Genomic DNA, 17,591 nt, shown 5'->3' on the forward strand with positions numbered 1-17,591 from the left:
CACCCCATGACCGAACTCGCCTCCAGCTACGACCCCAAATCCTTCGAATCCCGTCTCTATGCCGAGTGGGAAAACGCCGGCTATTTCAAGCCGAGCGGGAAAGGCGAGCCGTACACCATTTTGTTGCCGCCGCCTAACGTCACCGGCACGCTGCACATGGGTCACGCCTTCCAGCAGACGCTGATGGATGCGCTGGTTCGCTACCACCGCATGCGCGGCTACGACACGCTGTGGCAGGTGGGCACCGACCATGCCGGCATCGCTACCGAGATGGTGGTCTCGCGCAATCTGGCGCTGGAAGGCAAGGGCGAAACCCGCGACTCGCTGGGTCGCGAAGGCTTCATCGAAAAAGTCTGGGAATGGAAGGCGCAATCCGGCGACACCATCGAACGCCAGATGCGCCGCTTGGGCACCTCGAGCGACTGGTCGCGCAGCGCGTTCACCATGGATCCGATGGCATCCAAGGCGGTGATCGAAGCCTTCGTCAAGCTTCACGAGGAAGGCCTGATCTATCGCGGCCAGCGTCTGGTCAACTGGGACCCGGTGCTGAAGACCGCGATCTCCGATCTGGAAGTGGAGAATGTGGAGCAGGATGGTTTCCTATGGTCCATCGCCTATCCGCTCAGCGACGGCAGCGGTTCGCTTACCGTGGCCACGACGCGACCGGAAACCATGCTGGGCGATTCCGCGCTGGCGGTGCATCCGGACGACGAACGCTACGCGCATCTGGTCGGCAAGACGGTCGAGCTGCCGCTGACCGGGCGCGAAATTCCGATCATCGCCGACACCTATGTCGAGCGCGAGTTCGGCACCGGCGTGGTCAAGATCACGCCGGCGCACGATTTCAACGACTACCAGGTGGGCCTACGCCACGACCTGCCGCTGATCAACATCCTGACCCCGGCCGCAGCCATCAACGAGACCGCGCCGGAGAAGTACCGCGGCCTGGATCGCTATGAAGCCCGCAAGCGGATCCTCGCCGATCTGGAAGACGCGGGCCTGCTGGTGGAAACCAAGCCGCACAAGCTGCAGGTACCCAAGGGCGACCGCACTGGCCAGGTGATCGAGCCGTACCTGACCGATCAGTGGTTCGTGAAGATGGATGCGCTGGCAGCTCGCGGACTGGAACTGGTCGAGAACGGCAGCGTCAAGTTCGTGCCCGCGAACTGGATCAACACCTACCGCCATTGGATGGAGAACATCCAGGACTGGTGCATCAGCCGCCAGTTGTGGTGGGGCCATCGCATTCCGGCGTGGTTCGATGAGAGCGGCAAAATCTACGTTGGCCGCGACGAAGCCGAAGTGCGCGCCAAGAACTCGCTCGGCGCTGACGTGGTGCTTTCGCAAGACAACGACGTGCTGGAAACCTGGTTCAGCTCGCAACTGTGGCCGTTCAGCACCATGGGCTGGCCCGATGAAGCGGCGATGGCCGAGCGCGGTTTCGATCGCTACCTGCCCAGCTCGGTGCTGGTCACCGGCTTCGACATCATCTTCTTCTGGGTCGCGCGCATGATCATGGCGACCGATCATTTCACCGGCGAGGTCCCGTTCAAGGACGTCTACATCACCGGTCTGATCCGCGACAAAGACGGACAGAAGATGTCCAAGTCCAAGGGCAACGTCCTGGACCCGCTGGACATCATCGACGGCATCGCGCTGGAGGACCTGGTCGCCAAGCGCACCACCGGCCTGATGAAACCCACCGATGCGCCGAAGATCGAGAAGGCCACGCGCAAGGAATTCCCCGACGGCATCGCCGCCCACGGCGCCGACGCGCTGCGCTTCACCATTGCCGCGCTGGCCAACCATGGCCGCGACATCAAGTTCGACATGGGCCGCGCCGAGGGCTACAAGAATTTCTGCAACAAGCTGTGGAACGCGACGCGCTTCGTGCTAATGAATACCGAGAACTTCACCCTTCCCCTGCTTGCGGGGGAAGGTGCCCGTAGGGCGGATGGGGGCGCTCTTGATCTTTCTCACGTCACCGACGCCGAGAAGTGGATCCTGGCGCGCCTGGCGAAAGGCTCCGCCGAAGCCGAAACCCACTACGCCAACTATCGCTTCGACCTGCTCGCGCAGGCGCTGTACGAATTCGTCTGGAACGAATTCTGCGACTGGTTCCTGGAACTGACCAAGCCTGCCTTGAACGGCGACGACGCAGCCGCCGCCGACAGCACCCGCCACACCCTGCTGTACGTGCTGGAAGCGCTGCTGCGCCTGCTGCATCCGTTGACGCCCTTCGTCACCGAAGAGCTGTGGCAGCAGGTCGCACCGCGCCTGGGTATCGAAGGCGGAACCGTTTCGCTGCAATCCTACCCAGCTGCCGCCGACTATGCCGGCAACGATTACACGCAAGCCGAAACCGACGTGGAATGGTTGAAGGACATGGTGTCCGCGCTGCGCCGCGTGCGCAGCGAGCTGGGCGTGTCGCCAGGCAAGCAGGTTCGCCTGCTGCTGCAAGACGGCAACGACAACGACCGCAAGCTGGCCGATCGCTATGCCTCGCAGCTTGCGTTCCTGCTCAAGCTCGAAACGATCGAGTGGTTGCAGCCCGACCAACAGGCGCCGGCCTCGGCGCCGGCCATCGTCGGCGAACTGAAGTTGCTGGTTCCGCTGGAAGGCCTGGTGGACTTGGAAGCCGAACGCACCCGCTTGGACAAAGAGATCAAGCGCGTCGAGGTCGAAATCGCCAAATGCAACGGTAAGCTGTCCAGCGACACCTTCGTGCAAAACGCCCCTGCCGCCGTGGTGGAACAAGAGCGCAAGCGCCTGGTCGACTGGAACACCCAATTGTCCGGCCTGCGCGAGCAGCGCACCAAGCTTTAAATCCCGACGTAGCACTGTGGGAGCGGCGTCCCGCCGCGAGCTCTTGATCTTGCATCTTGAAGCAAAAGCTCGCGGCGGGACGCCGCTCCCACGTATTCCGGGTCCGGTGCTCACGGGTTCCTACAGCGCGGGCATCCTGTCGATGTCATCGCCCACCAGCTCCATCGCCATCACCAGCGCATCCTCGCGTCCGTCGCGCGCGGGGTAGTAACGCGGACGCCGCCCGATTTCGTTGAAACCTTCGTCGTGATACAGCGCGATGGCGTTGGGATTGGAGGGACGCACTTCCAGGAAGACGCGCGCAGCGCCCAGCTCGATCGCCAGTTTGACCAGCGACCGCAATAGCTGGCGGCCGTGGCCGCGGCCCTGTCGCTCCGGCGCGACGCAGATGTTGAGGATATGCGCCTCGTCCGCCGCCACGCTGATCACGGCGTAGCCGATGGGCAGGCCGTGTTCTTGCAAAACCCAGGCCGGATAACCCGCGGCCAGGCAATCGCGGAAGATGCCGCGCGTCCACGGGAAAGGGTACGCGCGTTGTTCGATTGCCAAAATCGCGTCCAGGTCGGACTCGCGCATCGCGCGCAAGCCCGCATCGGCGGGGCCGGCGTCGACCGCGACCGCGCTCACGGCGACCGCTGCCTGCGCAAGGCGCGCAACTGCGGCCACAAGGCGCGCTTGGCCGCGGCATTGCCGCGCAATTCGGAAGAAGGCGGCCAGCCGGCGATGATCGCGGCCGCGTCCTCGGCGTTGGGGTTGCAACCGGAAGCGCGGATCAGCGCGAAATGCAATTTGTCCGGCAGGCGCGAAGCGGCGCGTCGTGGCGACGCGGCGACGCGCACCGCAGGCGCCGTTTCGGGTTCGGGCCGGCGGCGCGCCGGGACAGCGGTGCGGACGGGTTCGTGCTGAGGTTTGGCGGGTTCCACCGCGACCAACGACGGCGCCTCCACCGCACCCTGCACGTACAGGGTGTGGCCCAACGCAGTCAGCCATTCATGCTGTTGCGATGACCACAACTCGCTCATGGCGTGGCCTCCGGCACCTTGCGCCACCGCCTCCACAGCCAGAACCCCGGTCCCGAGAACGCATAGATCACGCCGATGGCCAGCAGCGCGCGCGGCAGGTCCATCGCCAGTACCGCGATCACCACAGGAACCAGGAACAGCACGTAGAAAGGAATACGGTCGGCCTTCGCCCCGCCTTCCCCGGTGCCCTTGAAACTCCAGAAACGGATGCGGCTGACCATCAGCAGCGCAGCGACGATGGTCACGCCCAGCGCCACGTAGCGCAATTGCTCGCCGCTCCAGCCCAGATCGCCATCGGCGAACGCCCAGACGAACGACATCATCAATCCCGCCGCCGCCGGACTGGCAAGGCCGATGAACCAGCGCTTGTCCACCGTGCCGACCTGCGTGTTGAAACGCGCGAGACGCAGCGCGGCGCAGGCCGCGTACAGGAAGGCGACCGCCCAACCCAACCGGCCCATCACGCTGCCGTCGAATTTCAGCGCCGACAGCGACCAGTGGTACATCACCAGCGCCGGCGCCATGCCGAAACTGACCAGATCGGCCAGCGAGTCGTACTGCACGCCGAATTCGCTGCTGGTGCCGGTCAGGCGTGCCACCCGGCCGTCGATGCCATCCATCACCGCGGCGATGAACACCGCCACCGACGCATGCACGAACTGGCCGTTGGCCGCCGCGATGATGGCGTAGAACCCGGCGAACAGGCCCGCCGTGGTGAACAGGTTGGGAAGCAGATAAATGGTGCGCGAACGCGGTGCTTGCTTGTTTTCGTCCATGCGTCGCAGTTTAGCCCAAGCCGGCCGCTTGCCAGCCCGGCCCGGCAGTGCTGCAATCGCATCCTTCCCCTGACCCTCCCCTGGAGGCCGCCATGCCTGCCCTGCCCACACGCTCGCGCCTGATGATTCGAGCCCTTGCGTTGCTGCTGATCGCCAGCGCCTGTGTGCCCGCCTTCGCCCAGAAGGTCTACCAGTGGAAGGACGCCCAGGGCGTCACCCACTATTCCGACAGCCCCCCGCCGAACCAGCAAGCCAAGGACCGCCGCATCGACAATCGCGGCGAACCGGTCGTACAGGCTACTGCCGCCGGCAAGTCTGTTGAAAACCCGCAGTGCGCCACCGCCAAGCTGAATCTGCAGCTGTTGGCGGGCAAGAATGCTGTGCAGCAGGATACCGACGGCGACGGCAAGCCCGACAAGACCCTGGGCGACGACGACCGCGCCAACCAGCGCGAACTCGCTACCGCTGCGGTCAAGGCCTACTGCAAACCAGCCGCCTGACCAATGCGCCTGGCCTGGGCCATCATCGCCGGCCTGGCGCTGGGCATCGGCGTGGCCTGGTGGCTGTCGCGCGAAGCGCCCGGCAAGAGCCAGGCCCGGGAACAACGTGCGCAACGCGCGGCGGCGGCTCAAGCCCGCGATGCGCGGCCCTCGCTGTATCGCTGGCGCGATGATGCCGGCGTGCTCCAGATCACCGACAAGCCCCCCAAGAATCGGCGCTACGAGCGCATAGACCGCGAGCCGGATCGCGGCATCGAAGTGAAGGGCGGCAGGCGGGAATAGCCGAAAAGCCGCACTGTCGGGCCGTAGCTGGCAAAATGCCGCTTCCCCTTCGTAATGAAACGCCTGCCGATGCGCCTGTCGCAATTCCATCTCCGCACCACCAAGGAAACCCCCGCCGACGCCGAAGTCATCAGCCACCAGCTGATGCTGCGGGCCGGCATGATCCGCAAGCTGGCTTCGGGACTCTATACCTGGTCGCCGTTGGGATTGCGGGTGCTGCGCAAGGTGGAAAACATCATCCGCGAGGAAATGAACCGCGCTGGCGCCATCGAATTGCTGCTGCCGACCATCCAGCCGCGCGAGTTGTGGGAAGAATCCGGACGCTGGGAGAAATTCGGCGGGCAGCTGCTGAAGATCAAGGACCGCAAGGAATCGGAATACTGCTACGGCCCCACCGCCGAGGAAGTCATCACCGACTTCGCGCGACAGGAGCTGGCCAGCTACAAGCAGCTGCCGATCAACTTCTACCAGATACAAACCAAATTCCGCGACGAGATCCGCCCGCGTTTCGGCGTGATGCGCGCGCGCGAGTTCCTGATGAAGGACGCATATTCGTTCCACCTGACCGATGAAGGCCTGGTCGACGAATACAACAACATGCATTCCACCTACACGCGCATCTTCACCCGCCTGGGGCTGAACTTCCGCGCGGTGCTGGCCGACTCGGGCGCCATCGGCGGCGACGCTTCGCAGGAATTCCATGTATTGGCCGATTCGGGCGAGGACGCCATCGCGTTCTCCACCGGCGCCGGCTCCACCTACGCGGCCAATCTCGAAACCGCGCAGGCGGCGTTGCCCGGCGCGCGCGCCGTCGCCGCCGAAGCGATGCGCAAAGTGGAAACGCCCACCCAGAAGACCTGCGAAGAGGTGGCGGCCTTGTTGGCCATTCCCCTCGCCCGTACCGCCAAGTCGATCGCGGCGATGACCGCTGCGGGTTTCGTGCTGGCGCTGGTGCGTGGCGATCACGCCATCAACGAGATCAAACTGGCCAAAGTCCCCGGCTTGGCCGATTACCGTATGGCGACCGAAGCCGAGATTCTGGAGCACCTGGGCAGCGAGCCGGGTTTCCTGGGGCCGCTCAACACGAAGAAACCCATCCGCGTGGTGGCCGATCGCGAGGTGGCCGCGCTGGCCGACTTCGTGGTGGGCGCCAACGAGGCGGGTTTCCACATCGCCGGCGTCAACTGGAGCCGCGACCTGCCCGAACCCGATACCGTCGCCGATATCCGCAATGTGGTCGCTGGCGACCGCGCGCAGGATGGCGGCGAGTTGCGCATCGTGCGCGGTATCGAGGTAGGCCATGTGTTCCAACTTGGTCGAAAGTATTCCGAGGCGATGGGCGCGACCGTGCTGGATGAAAACGGCAAGGCCGCTACGCTGGCCATGGGCTGCTACGGCATCGGCGTGTCGCGCATAGTCGCCGCGGCGATCGAACAGAACCACGATGCCGCCGGCATCATCTGGCCCGAAGCCATGGCGCCGTGGACGGTGGCGATCTGCACCATCAATCCGAAGAACGATGCGGCGGTCAGCGATGCGGCCCAGCAACTGTTCGATGAATTGCACGCGGCGGGCATCGATGCGGTGATGGACGATCGCGGCCTGCGCCCCGGCCAGATGTTCGCCGACATCGAACTGATCGGCATTCCGCATCGCGTGGTGATCTCCGAACGCGGCCTGGCCGCCGGCACCTTCGAATACCGCGCGCGGCGTGCCAGCGAGGCGGAGAACTTGGGACGCAAAGAATTACTGGCCAAGCTTACCGGTTAATCAAGCGCGCACTCTACGGTGCAACCCTTCCCCTGCTTGCGGGGGAAGAGCCTGCCCCGTACTTGATACGGGGTGCCGAAGGCGGATGGGGGCGCTCTTGGCGCCATCTGTCAGAGAAAAGCAAAAGCGTTTCGCGCTTTGCGCGAGTCACTTTTCTTTGAACGGCAAAGAAAAGTAACCAAAAGAAAGCCGCCCTACGGCGCGCCCAACGATGAAGCCGTTGGGTTCGCATGCGAATCGGGAATTTCCGTAAGGCGCATCCTGCGCCTCCGGAAACGGCGCACATCCTTGTGCGCCGCCCTTCGGGTTTACCCAATTCGCATGCCGCACCTCACGGGGTTCTTCCGGCAACAGCAAAGCAAAAGCAAACTGCTGGTTGGCCCCTACTCACTTGCTTCGGAAATTCAGAGATTCTTCCGCGCCGGCAACAACAGATTCCCGAACAGCAGGCCCGCGACCAAGGCCATCACGATATTGATCACCGTCATCAGCGCCGAATTGCCGACGGCCAAGTCCTGCTGCTGCACCAGACTCAGTACCCCGCGCAGGCTGTTGCTGCCCGGCACCAGCATGATGATGCCCGGCACCCGGATGATCGCCCCGGGCTTGTTGGCCCAGCGCGCGAACGCGTTGCCGGCGGCCGTCAGCACCAGCGCCGACAGGAATATCCCGACCTGGGTTCCCCAGGCCTCTCCCGCATACCGGGAAATCAGATAACCGCAGATCGCCGCCGCGATCACCCAGCCATAGTCGCGGCGGTGCGCTTTGAACAGTACGGCGAAAGCGTAGGCCACCAGCACCAGCGATACCCATTCCACCCATTCCGGTTGCGGGCGCAGCGCGCGCACTTCGGGATAGATGCCCAGCAATTGCGCCAGGGTCAACGCGATCAGCGTGCCCACGGTCAGCTTGAGAATGGTGGCGACGGCGCCGGCCAGACGCGCGGTGCCGGAAACCAGATGCTGGCTGGTCAATTCGTTGACCGCATTGGTCAGGGTCATGCCTGGCAGCAGCACCACCAGCGAGGCGATGATCACGCTGTTGAGGTTCAGCGGCTGAATGAAGGTCGACACCAGCACCGCCACCATGCCGGCCATCAGCGCCGACACCGCATCGCTGGCTTCCTTCAGCCGCGGGCGCCGTTCGTTGAGCTGCGACTGCACGCCGATCAAAGTCCCGATCAGGGTGGCGGTGGCGATATCCAGCCAGGGCAACCGCCACAATCCGGCCACCGCGCCCGAGGCGAGCGCGAACGCCAGGAGTTGCGTCGCGCGCCAGCGCAGATTGGCTTTGCGATCCAGCGCGCGCAAAGCGGTATGGCCCTGCGCAATGCTCATCGTCCCTCCCGCCACCGCTTCGGCGATGCGGTCGGATTCGCCCAGCTTGTAGAGATCGTTTTCCCCGGGCGCCAGACGGATCACCCGGGTCGTATCGCTGGCCCCCAGCGGTCGGGATGGATCGCTGAAACTGAGGATCAGCCCGGTCGGATTCGACCAGGGTTCGCAGTCCAGTCCCAGGCGGGTCGACAGCGCCACCACCGCACCCTCCAGCCGCTGCGCCGTGGTGCCATAGGTGTGCAACCGGGCAGCCGTTTCGCACACGAAAGCGATGCGCTGGGCATAAGTAGCGGTGCTCGTGGCGGTGTTGGTTGTGTTTTGCGACATGTCGCTAGTCTAGGGCCTGAACCGGAGCCGCGTGGAGGATGCCCGGGTAGCGGCGGCCGTGTCACGATCCGGACCCACGGCTTGCACTCGACTCCTCACTTCTCAGGGCATGGGTAGACTGTATGCTCACCGGACGAGCGATATGACCCAGACCGACGCCCGCCCCCGTTTCGAAACCGACGACGCCGATCCCTCGCGGGTACGGCTGGCGGGACAGTGGACGATCGCCACCGCGCTGCAGGTCGCCGATCGCCTGCGTGAAATGCCGACCGGCGCCAAGGCCATCGACGCGACCGGCATCTCGCGCATCGACTCGGCCGGCGTATTGCAGTTGCTGCGTCATGCCGCGCGCAACGACATTCCGCTCGAAGACCTGCAGTTCCGCAAGGAACACCAGGCATTGGTTTCCACCATCGAAGACGTGGCCGACGATCGCCCGAAAAAGAAGCGCGACTACGGTTTCGTGGCCGCGCTGGCGCGTCTGGGCTACCAAGTGCAGGACAACGGCAAGGAAATCGTGGCCCTGGTCAGTTTCACCGGCGAAAACCTGGTGAAGATGCTGCGCACCTTGAAGGAACCCAAGCGCCTGCGCGTCACCGCCACCGTCTTCCATATGGAACAGGTGGGTCTGGATGCGGTGCCGCTGGTGATCCTGCTGTCCTACCTGGTCGGTGCGGTCATCGCCTTCCTGGGTTCGACGATCCTGCGCGACTTCGGCGCGGAGATTTACGTGGTGGAGCTGGTCAGCATCGCCTTCCTGCGCGAGTTCGCCGTGCTGCTCACCGCCATCGTGCTGGCCGGACGCACCGCCAGCGCCTTTACCGCGCAGATCGGCGCGATGCAGAGCCGTGAGGAGATCGACGCGATCCGCACGCTCGGCCTGGACCCGATCGACCTGCTGGTGATTCCGCGCCTGCTGGCCCTGCTGATCACCCTGCCGCTGCTGACCTTCATCTCGATGATGGCCGGCCTGGCCGGCGGCATCACCGTCGGCGCCTTCGATCTGGGCATCCCCCCGCAGATGTACCTGGCGCGCATGCACGAAACCCTGGAAGTGCGGCACTTCCTGGTCGGCATGTCCAAGGCGCCGATCTTCGCCCTGATCATCGGCTTGATCGGCTGCCTGGAAGGGCTGCAGGTGGAAGGCACCGCGCAATCGGTAGGCGAACGCACCACTTCCAGCGTGGTGCAGGCCATTTCGCTGGTGATCATCGTCGATGCGTTGGCGGCGCTGTGGTTCATGAGCATGGATTGGTAAGCATGCCTCCCCTATCCGCCGATCCCCGCGAACGCCCCGACGACGCCACGCCAGTCATCCGCGTGCGCGGACTGACCAACAAGTTCGGCGAGCAGATCGTGCACGAGGACCTGGCCCTGGACGTGCACGCCGGCGAAATCCTGGGCGTGGTCGGCGGTTCGGGTACGGGCAAATCGGTGCTGATGCGCTCCATCCTTGGGCTGCGCATTCCGGATGCCGGCGAGATCGAAGTGCTGGGCACCGATGCGCGATCGAGCAGGCCGAAGGATCGCCAGCACATCGAACGCAACACCGGCGTTCTGTTCCAGGACGGCGCTCTGTTCTCGTCGCTGACCGTGGGCGAAAACGTGCAGGTGCCGCTGAAGGAGCACCACGGCGAATTACCCGACAGCTGGCGCTACGAACTGGCGTTGCTGAAGGTGAAGCTGGCCGGGCTGCCGGCCGATGCGCTGAACAAACTGCCGTCGCAACTCTCCGGCGGCATGCGCAAGCGCGCCGGCCTGGCGCGGGCGCTGGCGCTGGATCCGCCGCTGCTTTTCCTGGACGAACCCACCGCCGGGCTGGACCCGATCGGCGCGGCCGCATTCGACCGGCTGATCAGGACCCTGCAGCAGGCCCTGGGCCTTACCGTCTTCCTCATCACCCACGACCTGGACACCCTGTACGCTATCTGCGATCGGGTTGCGGTACTGGCCGACCGCAAAGTGGTGATCAATGCACCGATCGCCGAAGTGGAGAAGCTCGACCACCCGTGGGTGCAGGAATATTTCCACGGCCCCCGCGCGCGTGCCGCGCGCGATGGCCGCGATGCCTATCAAGAACGAACCAAGCAAGAGGCGTCCTGAACCATGGAAACCAAAGCCAATTACGTCCTCATCGGCGCTTTCACCATCATCATCGCGGCTGCTTTGCTGCTGTTCGGGCTATGGGCGGCGAAGTACTCCTCCGAACGCAGCTGGCAGGAATACCAGGTGGTGTTCCGCGAAGCCGTCACCGGCTTGTCGGTGGGCAGCCCAGTGCAGTACAACGGCATCGCGGTGGGCTCCATCACCAAGCTGTCGCTGGCGCCCAACGATCCGCGCCAGGTGATCGCCAGGATCCGTCTGGAGAACACCACCCCGGTCAAGACCGACACTCGCGCCAAATTGGCCATCACCAGTCTGACCGGCCCGTCCATCATCCAACTGAGCGGCGGTACGCCGCAGGCCCCGGCGCTTACCTCGGTCGACACGCGCGAAGCCCCGGTCATCCAGACCGCGCCCTCGGCGCTGCAGAACATCACCGACACCGCCAACCGCATCGTCGAGCGCCTGGACCAGGTGCTGAGCGACCAGAACGTGGCGCGCATCGCCAGCACCTTGCAGAACCTGGAAACCATCAGCGGCGACATGGCCAATCGCGAAGAAGGCCTGCAGGCGTTGATCGCCAGCGCCCGCGACGCGGCCACCAATCTGGACCGCACCCTGGACACCACCAACGGCACCATCCAGCGCCTGGATCAGAACCTGGTGAAGCAGCTGCCGCCCATCCTGGAGAAGCTCGAAAGCACGCTGGCGCGGCTGGATTCGGCGGCAGGCAATGCCGATGCGATCCTCGGCGAGAACCGCGCGGCCATCAACAGCTTCGCCAGCGACGGGCTGGGGCAACTGGGCCCTACCCTTTCCGAACTGCGCAGCCTGATCCGCGACCTACGCCAGGTCAGCGACCGACTTGAAGGCAACCCCGCGCGCTATCTGCTGGGTCGCGACGCACCCAAGGAGTTCGAACCGAAATGAAATCGATGCGACCCGCCTCTCTTCGTCTTCTACCTGTCGCCGCGTCGTTGCTGCTGTTGGCCGGCTGTTCGGTGCTGGGAAACGGCAAACAGCGCGATCCGGTGACGATCTATGCGCCGCAGGTGAAGGTAACGCCCGATCCTTCCTGGCCTTCGGTGACCTGGCAGCTGGCGGTGGCCAAGCCCACTGCCGCGCGCGTGGTCGACAGCCCGCGCATCGCGGTGCGTCCGGTGCCCGGCGAGCTGCAGGTCTATCGGGGCGTGACTTGGTCGCAGCCGTCCACCGATCTGATCGAAGCCACGGTGCTGCGCGCACTGGAGGACTCGGGCAAAATCCCCGCCGTCGCCCGTGCCGGCAGCGGCATCCGCGCCGACTACAGGTTGATCATGGACCTGCGCCGTTACGAATCCGACTACGCGGGCAACGCAGTGCCTTCGGCCACCATAGAACTCACCGCCAAACTCCTGCATACCAGCGAACAACGCGTCGTCGCCTCGCGCACGTTCCTGCAGGTGGAGCCGTCCGCCGGTGTGGAAGTGCCGCAAGTGGCCACCGCCTTCGACACGGCGCTGGAGAAACTGGGAAGCGAAGTCGTCGGCTGGGTGCTGACCACCGGTGAAGCGGACGCCAGGCAAAAACGCTGAAGCATGAAACGCACGAACGGTTTGCAACGGCTTTGTTTTTCGCTCCTCGCAGCGTTGCTATTACCGGGCTGCGAAGCGGATAAGGCCAGCGAAAGCATCTCTCAACCTTCCCCATTACTACCAGGCTTTCAGAGCTACCGTTCACGCGCGGAAGTGCTCCCCTCATTGTCCAAAACCCTGAATGCGAAGGTGCTGGAGGATTCATCGCTTCCGGACGGAGATCCGCGACCTCCCTTCTCCATCTTCACAATCAGCTATCAAGGCTTCGCCTATTGCGGCCAAACTGGCGAGCTGCATCTGCAATTCTTCAACGACCGCCTGCTGCAGACTTGGTTCTTTCCGCAGGATGCGGCTTCCTGTCTGACGGTGCTGGCCTCCTTGGGTCTGCAGATACCTAATGGTGACGGACTTGCAACTGGCAATACGATTCTCCGGTCAGGAATCGACTATCGGGGGGCGCACTACATCGCCTGGGAAGACCAGCGTCTTGCGCTTGAACAGAGACGATGGATAACCCGCTACTCGTAGGCTGCTCAGGGCAGCACAATCATGCGGAACGTCAGGTTGATGCGCTCCCCCACTGGCCTCGCCGTGCGCGGCAAGCCATGCCTATAATTTGCTTGTGTGTCGCCACGCATCACCAACAGGCTTCCATGCGTCAACGACAATTCGAACTTTTGTGAAAGCTGCTGGCGATGCCTCAGTACGAAGCGCCGCGTCGCACCCAGGCTCAGTGAGGCGATGATCGGACGCGGGCCCAACGCGGATTCGTTGTCGCTGTGCCAACCCATGTAATCGCGTCCATTGCGGTAGCGGTTGGCCAGAACGCTGTTGAATTCGCAACCCAATTCATGCGCGAGCCGGCGACGGACGTCCGCCAGCGCCTGGGGCCAGGGACGCGGCTGGAAGCGCGTGCCGGAATAGGTATAGGACGCGCCTTCATCGCCTATCCAACTGCTCCGCCTGGGGGAGTCCACTTCCCGGCCGAATAGGCGGATACGGTGCGTTTCCCATTCGATCGAATCCCGCAATTCGGCAAACAGCGCGTCGGCCTGCCTGGCCTGCAGCCAGTCCGGCGCGAACCAGAGTTCCGCGCCCGGCAGGGCGTCATCGCCACCATTCGTTGCAAGGACGCGTAGTACGGACATGGGGCCATGCTGGCGGATTTGCCCCTTCCTCCGCAAACACCGAAAATAACCGCAGCCGCAAGCCAGCCATGGAAAAGCCGATGACCGATGTAGAGCGCGCTGATGTAGAGCGGGATGTGATGGAGTACGACGTCGTCACCGTCGGCGCGGGACCTTCCGGCCTGGCGTTCGCGATTCGCCTGAAGCAGCTCAATCCGGAAATCTCGGTCTGCGTGATCGAGAAAGCCAGCACCATCGGCGCGCACATCCTGTCCGGCGCGGTGATCGAGCCTGCCCCGCTGGACGAGCTGCTGCCCGGTTGGCGCGAGGCGCCGCCACCGATCTGCGTAGCGGCCACCCAGGACGAGTTCTGGTATCTGACCAAAACCGGCGGGTTCAAATCGCCCATCGTGCCGCCCGGCATGCACAACCATGGCAATTTCATCGTCAGCCTCGGTGCGCTTTGCGCGTGGCTGGCGCCGCAGGCCGAAGCGCTGGGCGTGGAGATCTATCCGGGTTTTGCGGCCGCTGAAACCCTGCACGACGAGGCCGGCAAGGTCATAGGCGTGCGCATCGGCGACATGGGCGTAGCCAAAGACGGTTCGCACAAACCCGGGTTCACGGCCGGCATCGACATCCACGCCAAGGTCACGGTGTTGGCCGAAGGCGCGCGCGGGCATTTGACCAAGCGCTTGGTCAAACACTTCGGGCTGGATGGCGATAGCGATCCGCAGGGCTACTCGATCGGCATCAAGGAGTTGTGGCAGGTGCCGGAAGGACGCGTGTCGGCCGGCAAGATCGTGCATACCTTGGGCTGGCCCGCCGACAGCCGCATCTACGGCGGCAGTTTCCTCTATCACCTGGACAACAACCAGATCGCGCTGGGATACATCAGCGGACTGGAGTACCAGGATCCCGAATACAAACCGTGGGAAGCGTTCCAGCAATGGAAGGCCCATCCCATGGTGGCGCCCTTGCTGGAAGGCGGCACGATACTGTCGGCCGGCGCACGCGCCATCGTCACCGGCGGCTGGCAATCCCTGCCCCGGGTGGAGATGCCGGGCGCGCTGCTGATCGGCGATACCGCCGGCCTGCTCAACGTGCCCAAGATCAAGGGCACGCACCAGGCGATCCGCAGCGGCATGCTGGCCGCCGAACACCTGGCCCAGTCGCTGGATCCCGCAGGATTCGACGCCAAGCTGCGTGCCTCGCCGGTGATGAAGGAACTCAGGCAGGTGCGCAACATCAAGCCCGGTTTCAAGAAGGGGCTTTGGTTCGGCCTGCTCAACGCGGCGTGGGAAACGGTCAGCTTCGGCCTGTCGCCGTGGACCCTGAAGAACAAGCCGGACTGGTCCGCGCTGGAAAAACTGGGCCAACACGAAGCACCCAAGCGCGACTACGTGCAACGCACCCTCGCCCCCCGCGACCGCCTGCAAGGCGTCTACTACGCCGCCACCGAGCACGACGAGGACCAGCCCGTGCACCTCAAGGTCGCCGACACGTCCATCTGCATCACCCGTTGCGCGGAGGAATACGACAACCCCTGCACCCGCTTCTGCCCCGCCAGCGTGTACGAGATCGTCGAAGACGCCGCAGGCAAGCGCCTGCAGATCAACGCCGCCAACTGCGTGCACTGCAAGACCTGCGACATCAAGGACCCGTACGAGATCATCACCTGGGTGACGCCGGAAGGCGGCTCTGGCCCGAACTACCAGAACCTCTGACGCGATGCTTTCTTCCCTGTCTCGCCTGTCGCGTACTGTTTTGTTCAATGCGCTGCGCTTTATCTTCAGACTGGCGCCATTGCCGCAGTCCACGCGGGACCGGTTGCGGCAACGGTTCCTGGACAAGTACGCCGGTCTTGTTCCGTCCGGCCCCCGTGGCCATGTGGATTCCACCAAGCCGGTCCGGCGACCGTATGCGCGCGCGGACGAAAAAGCCATCGGATACGTTCCCTACTCAAAGGATGAACTGCCAGATCCCTTACCAGCGACCCTGATAGCGTTCTATCTCCCGCAATTCCATTCCATCCCCGAGAACGATGAGTGGTGGGGAAAGGGTTTCACAGAATGGCGCAACGTGACTCGAGCGCTCCCCCAGTTTGAAGGCCACGCACAACCGCGGCTGCCTGGAGACCTGGGCTTTTACGACTTGCGTGATCCCGAGGTCATGCGGAAGCAGGCAACTCTTGCCCGCGAGTACGGGGTTAGCGCATTTTGTTTCTATTTCTACTGGTTCGGCGGTAAGACACTACTCGAAACGCCATTGCTCAATTGGCTTGAGGACCCCACGCTGGACTTGTCCTTCTGCCTTTGCTGGGCGAACGAGAAGTGGTCGCGCCGTTGGGATGGACGTGGCGACGACATTCTGATGGATCAGCAACACAGTCCTGAAGATGACCTGGCGTTCATATCGTATGTGGCTGACTATCTTCGCGATCCGCGCTATTTACGAGTCGAAGGAAAGCCAATTTTGTTGCTGTATCGGCCCGGTCTACTTCCTGACGCTGCCGCGACTGCGCGACGGTGGCGGGAATGGTGTCTGGACAACGGTGTAGGTGAGATACATCTCACCTACGTGCAAAGCTTCGACAACTCGAATCCTGCGGCGTTTGGTTTCGATGCTGCGGTGGAGTTTCCGCCCAACCTCGTCAATTCCCCTTCGGTAATTTCGCGTCAAAGACTGATCAACCCGAACTATAGCGGCCAGATATTGGACTGGAGGGCGATGGCGGATGCTATGCAAAAACGTAGCGCTGCCGACTATCCGCTATATCGTGGAGTAAACCCAGGTTGGGACAACGAGCCACGCCGGCCCGGAGAGGGCCGGACTTTTCTGCATTCGTCGCCTCGCGCTTACGGTAAATGGTTGCAGCATTGCATTGGCGCCCGCGCCGAATCAGGATCGCGCAACCTGATATTCATCAATGCGTGGAACGAGTGGGCGGAAGGCGCTGTTCTCGAACCCGATTCACGTCTGGGGTATGCCTACCTTGAGGAGACGCGTCGGGCGATGTGGCGAACAACGGGGCTGGCCAGTCCGCCGGTCCAGACCCTGCCCACTGCGGTGATTCATGCTTGGTATCTGGAAGAATTCCGCGAACTGCTGGACGCTATCGTCGCAACTGATATCAACTGGCGCCTTATCGTAACTACCAGCGTCATGCATGCCGAAACTATCAAGTTGCATCTTGCTGCATCGAGGTTTGCATTCGAACTGGTAATTACGGAGAACCGCGGACGCGACATCCTGCCCTTCCTCAGGGTGGCGGGAAAACTGCTCGATGAAGGCACACAGATAGTCCTGAAACTGCATACGAAGAGGACGACGCACCGTACCGACGGCGGCGTCTGGCGTAGGGAATTGGTCGAACGCTTGCTAGGTGGCACGCGCGGAAGAGAAATCTTCGATGCCTTTCTGCGCCAGCCCGATTTGGGCATGGTGGGCGCTGAGGGACATATCCAACTGCTCGCACCGTACCTTGGCGCCAATTCGGAAAATCTGGACTATTTGTCGGCAAAGATGGGCGTTCCGGTACTGGACCCCGATGCCGATCTGTTCATGCCGGGCAGCATGTTCTGGATACGACTGGATGCGCTGCGCCCAATACTGGACGCCAATCTGGAGGAATGGGAATTCGAACAGGAAGCCGGCCAGATCGACGGAACCACGGCGCATGCGCTCGAGCGTATGTTCTGCATGTCCACGCGCGCGGTCGATTTGCGGGTTGCCAGCGCAGCTGACCTTATCGGCATCGCGGAGCCTTCTTCTGCTTCCTACCCCTACGCACGGCGCAGCTGAGCAGAAGTCGCTGTAGCGATTGAGTCCGCCCTTGCCTCGCGAGTCAACGAGCATTTGAACGCTTGAATCCATACGCGCTCGCACGGCCTGCCCGCGACCGGTAAAATCCCTGGACTGCCCTCGGCCCGCCCCGCAACGCCGGGCCT

Annotated in this window: 16 protein-coding genes; 11 read left to right on the plus strand and 5 right to left on the minus strand. The window is 63.5% G+C overall.

Annotation, left to right across the window (positions count from 1 at the left end; genetic code table 11):
- Window positions 1-6: 6 nt before the first annotated feature.
- Window positions 7-2,826 (plus strand): valine--tRNA ligase, encoded by a 2,820-nt coding sequence (locus tag J2W94_RS17440; protein WP_310096118.1) that lies wholly within the window; start codon window positions 7-9, stop codon window positions 2,824-2,826.
- A gap of 120 nt (window positions 2,827-2,946) precedes the next feature.
- Here the strand turns inward: J2W94_RS17440 and rimI are convergent, their stop codons facing one another.
- From rimI to pssA, 3 genes are read right to left on the minus strand one after another with little or no spacing between them, the layout of a single operon-like run.
- Window positions 2,947-3,402, minus strand: a complete 456-nt coding sequence (gene rimI / locus J2W94_RS17445; RefSeq protein ID WP_310096178.1) for a ribosomal protein S18-alanine N-acetyltransferase — start codon at window positions 3,400-3,402, stop codon at window positions 2,947-2,949.
- Window positions 3,403-3,449: 47 nt separating this feature from the next.
- The gene (locus J2W94_RS17450; protein ID WP_310096120.1) at window positions 3,450-3,848 is read right to left on the minus strand and encodes an alanine acetyltransferase; all 399 of its coding nucleotides are present in this window, start codon (window positions 3,846-3,848) and stop codon (window positions 3,450-3,452) included.
- Window positions 3,845-4,624 (minus strand): CDP-diacylglycerol--serine O-phosphatidyltransferase, encoded by a 780-nt coding sequence (gene pssA / locus J2W94_RS17455; protein ID WP_310096121.1) that lies wholly within the window; start codon window positions 4,622-4,624, stop codon window positions 3,845-3,847. Before pssA ends, J2W94_RS17450 begins: the two co-directional genes overlap by 4 nt.
- A 92-nt stretch (window positions 4,625-4,716) precedes the next feature.
- On the opposite strand from pssA, the gene J2W94_RS17460 reads away from it, so the two are divergent.
- From J2W94_RS17460 to J2W94_RS17470, 3 genes are all read left to right on the plus strand, one after another.
- Window positions 4,717-5,124: a DUF4124 domain-containing protein gene (locus J2W94_RS17460; RefSeq protein ID WP_310096123.1), complete on the plus strand. Its 408-nt coding sequence runs from the start codon at window positions 4,717-4,719 to the stop codon at window positions 5,122-5,124.
- A 3-nt stretch (window positions 5,125-5,127) separates the two neighbouring features.
- Window positions 5,128-5,406 (plus strand): DUF4124 domain-containing protein, encoded by a 279-nt coding sequence (locus J2W94_RS17465; RefSeq protein WP_310096125.1) that lies wholly within the window; start codon window positions 5,128-5,130, stop codon window positions 5,404-5,406.
- Between the two features lie 69 nt (window positions 5,407-5,475).
- Entirely contained in the window at window positions 5,476-7,176 is a 1,701-nt protein-coding gene (locus J2W94_RS17470; protein ID WP_310096182.1) for a proline--tRNA ligase, read from the plus strand.
- Window positions 7,177-7,580: 404 nt separating this feature from the next.
- Here the strand turns inward: J2W94_RS17470 and J2W94_RS17475 are convergent, their stop codons facing one another.
- The gene (locus tag J2W94_RS17475; protein WP_310096127.1) at window positions 7,581-8,840 is read right to left on the minus strand and encodes a threonine/serine ThrE exporter family protein; all 1,260 of its coding nucleotides are present in this window, start codon (window positions 8,838-8,840) and stop codon (window positions 7,581-7,583) included.
- A gap of 142 nt (window positions 8,841-8,982) precedes the next feature.
- Here J2W94_RS17475 and J2W94_RS17480 point away from each other — a divergent pair, with 142 nt between their 5' ends.
- Genes J2W94_RS17480 through J2W94_RS17500 form a run of 5 tightly spaced genes read left to right on the plus strand, consistent with a single transcriptional unit; the run spans window position 8,983 to window position 13,045 of the window.
- Entirely contained in the window at window positions 8,983-10,098 is a 1,116-nt protein-coding gene (locus J2W94_RS17480; protein ID WP_310096128.1) for an ABC transporter permease, read from the plus strand.
- A 2-nt stretch (window positions 10,099-10,100) separates the two neighbouring features.
- On the plus strand, window positions 10,101-10,943 hold the full coding sequence (locus J2W94_RS17485) for an ABC transporter ATP-binding protein (RefSeq protein ID WP_310096130.1): 843 nt from the start codon (window positions 10,101-10,103) through the stop codon (window positions 10,941-10,943).
- A gap of 3 nt (window positions 10,944-10,946) precedes the next feature.
- The gene (locus J2W94_RS17490) at window positions 10,947-11,873 is read left to right on the plus strand and encodes an MlaD family protein (protein ID WP_310096132.1); all 927 of its coding nucleotides are present in this window, start codon (window positions 10,947-10,949) and stop codon (window positions 11,871-11,873) included.
- Window positions 11,870-12,517, plus strand: coding sequence for an ABC-type transport auxiliary lipoprotein family protein (locus J2W94_RS17495; protein ID WP_430540649.1), 648 nt, complete (start codon window positions 11,870-11,872; stop codon window positions 12,515-12,517). The genes J2W94_RS17490 and J2W94_RS17495 overlap by 4 nt, the downstream gene beginning before the upstream one ends.
- A gap of 3 nt (window positions 12,518-12,520) precedes the next feature.
- Complete coding sequence (locus J2W94_RS17500; RefSeq protein WP_310096134.1) at window positions 12,521-13,045, plus strand: hypothetical protein; 525 nt, start codon at window positions 12,521-12,523, stop codon at window positions 13,043-13,045.
- Window positions 13,046-13,050: 5 nt separating this feature from the next.
- On the opposite strand, the gene J2W94_RS17505 is transcribed toward J2W94_RS17500, so the two are convergent.
- Window positions 13,051-13,665, minus strand: coding sequence for an alpha-ketoglutarate-dependent dioxygenase AlkB family protein (locus J2W94_RS17505; RefSeq protein ID WP_310096136.1), 615 nt, complete (start codon window positions 13,663-13,665; stop codon window positions 13,051-13,053).
- 80 nt (window positions 13,666-13,745) lie between these two features.
- Here J2W94_RS17505 and J2W94_RS17510 point away from each other — a divergent pair, with 80 nt between their 5' ends.
- Window positions 13,746-15,368 carry an electron transfer flavoprotein-ubiquinone oxidoreductase gene (locus tag J2W94_RS17510; RefSeq protein ID WP_310096138.1) on the plus strand — a complete coding sequence of 541 codons (1,623 nt, stop codon included), beginning with the start codon at window positions 13,746-13,748 and terminating at the stop codon, window positions 15,366-15,368.
- A 4-nt stretch (window positions 15,369-15,372) separates the two neighbouring features.
- Complete coding sequence (locus J2W94_RS17515; RefSeq protein WP_310096140.1) at window positions 15,373-17,445, plus strand: glycoside hydrolase family 99-like domain-containing protein; 2,073 nt, start codon at window positions 15,373-15,375, stop codon at window positions 17,443-17,445.
- Window positions 17,446-17,591 lie beyond the last annotated feature (146 nt).

Source organism: Pseudoxanthomonas sacheonensis, assembly GCF_031455975.1.
Taxonomy (GTDB): domain Bacteria; phylum Pseudomonadota; class Gammaproteobacteria; order Xanthomonadales; family Xanthomonadaceae; genus Pseudoxanthomonas_A; species Pseudoxanthomonas_A sacheonensis_A.

Excerpts from the sequence above, each read along its gene's own strand:
- J2W94_RS17440 (WP_310096118.1), top strand. The coding sequence starts at position 7 with ATGACCGAACTCGCCTCCAGCTACGACCCCAAATCCTTCGAATCCCGT.
- rimI (WP_310096178.1), bottom strand. The coding sequence starts at position 3,402 with ATGCGCGAGTCCGACCTGGACGCGATTTTGGCAATCGAACAACGCGCG.
- J2W94_RS17450 (WP_310096120.1), bottom strand. The coding sequence starts at position 3,848 with ATGAGCGAGTTGTGGTCATCGCAACAGCATGAATGGCTGACTGCGTTG.
- pssA (WP_310096121.1), bottom strand. The coding sequence starts at position 4,624 with ATGGACGAAAACAAGCAAGCACCGCGTTCGCGCACCATTTATCTGCTT.
- J2W94_RS17460 (WP_310096123.1), top strand. The coding sequence starts at position 4,717 with ATGCCTGCCCTGCCCACACGCTCGCGCCTGATGATTCGAGCCCTTGCG.
- J2W94_RS17465 (WP_310096125.1), top strand. The coding sequence starts at position 5,128 with ATGCGCCTGGCCTGGGCCATCATCGCCGGCCTGGCGCTGGGCATCGGC.
- J2W94_RS17470 (WP_310096182.1), top strand. The coding sequence starts at position 5,476 with ATGCGCCTGTCGCAATTCCATCTCCGCACCACCAAGGAAACCCCCGCC.
- J2W94_RS17475 (WP_310096127.1), bottom strand. The coding sequence starts at position 8,840 with ATGTCGCAAAACACAACCAACACCGCCACGAGCACCGCTACTTATGCC.
- J2W94_RS17480 (WP_310096128.1), top strand. The coding sequence starts at position 8,983 with ATGACCCAGACCGACGCCCGCCCCCGTTTCGAAACCGACGACGCCGAT.
- J2W94_RS17485 (WP_310096130.1), top strand. The coding sequence starts at position 10,101 with ATGCCTCCCCTATCCGCCGATCCCCGCGAACGCCCCGACGACGCCACG.
- J2W94_RS17490 (WP_310096132.1), top strand. The coding sequence starts at position 10,947 with ATGGAAACCAAAGCCAATTACGTCCTCATCGGCGCTTTCACCATCATC.
- J2W94_RS17495 (WP_430540649.1), top strand. The coding sequence starts at position 11,870 with ATGAAATCGATGCGACCCGCCTCTCTTCGTCTTCTACCTGTCGCCGCG.
- J2W94_RS17500 (WP_310096134.1), top strand. The coding sequence starts at position 12,521 with ATGAAACGCACGAACGGTTTGCAACGGCTTTGTTTTTCGCTCCTCGCA.
- J2W94_RS17505 (WP_310096136.1), bottom strand. The coding sequence starts at position 13,665 with ATGTCCGTACTACGCGTCCTTGCAACGAATGGTGGCGATGACGCCCTG.
- J2W94_RS17510 (WP_310096138.1), top strand. The coding sequence starts at position 13,746 with ATGACCGATGTAGAGCGCGCTGATGTAGAGCGGGATGTGATGGAGTAC.
- J2W94_RS17515 (WP_310096140.1), top strand. The coding sequence starts at position 15,373 with ATGCTTTCTTCCCTGTCTCGCCTGTCGCGTACTGTTTTGTTCAATGCG.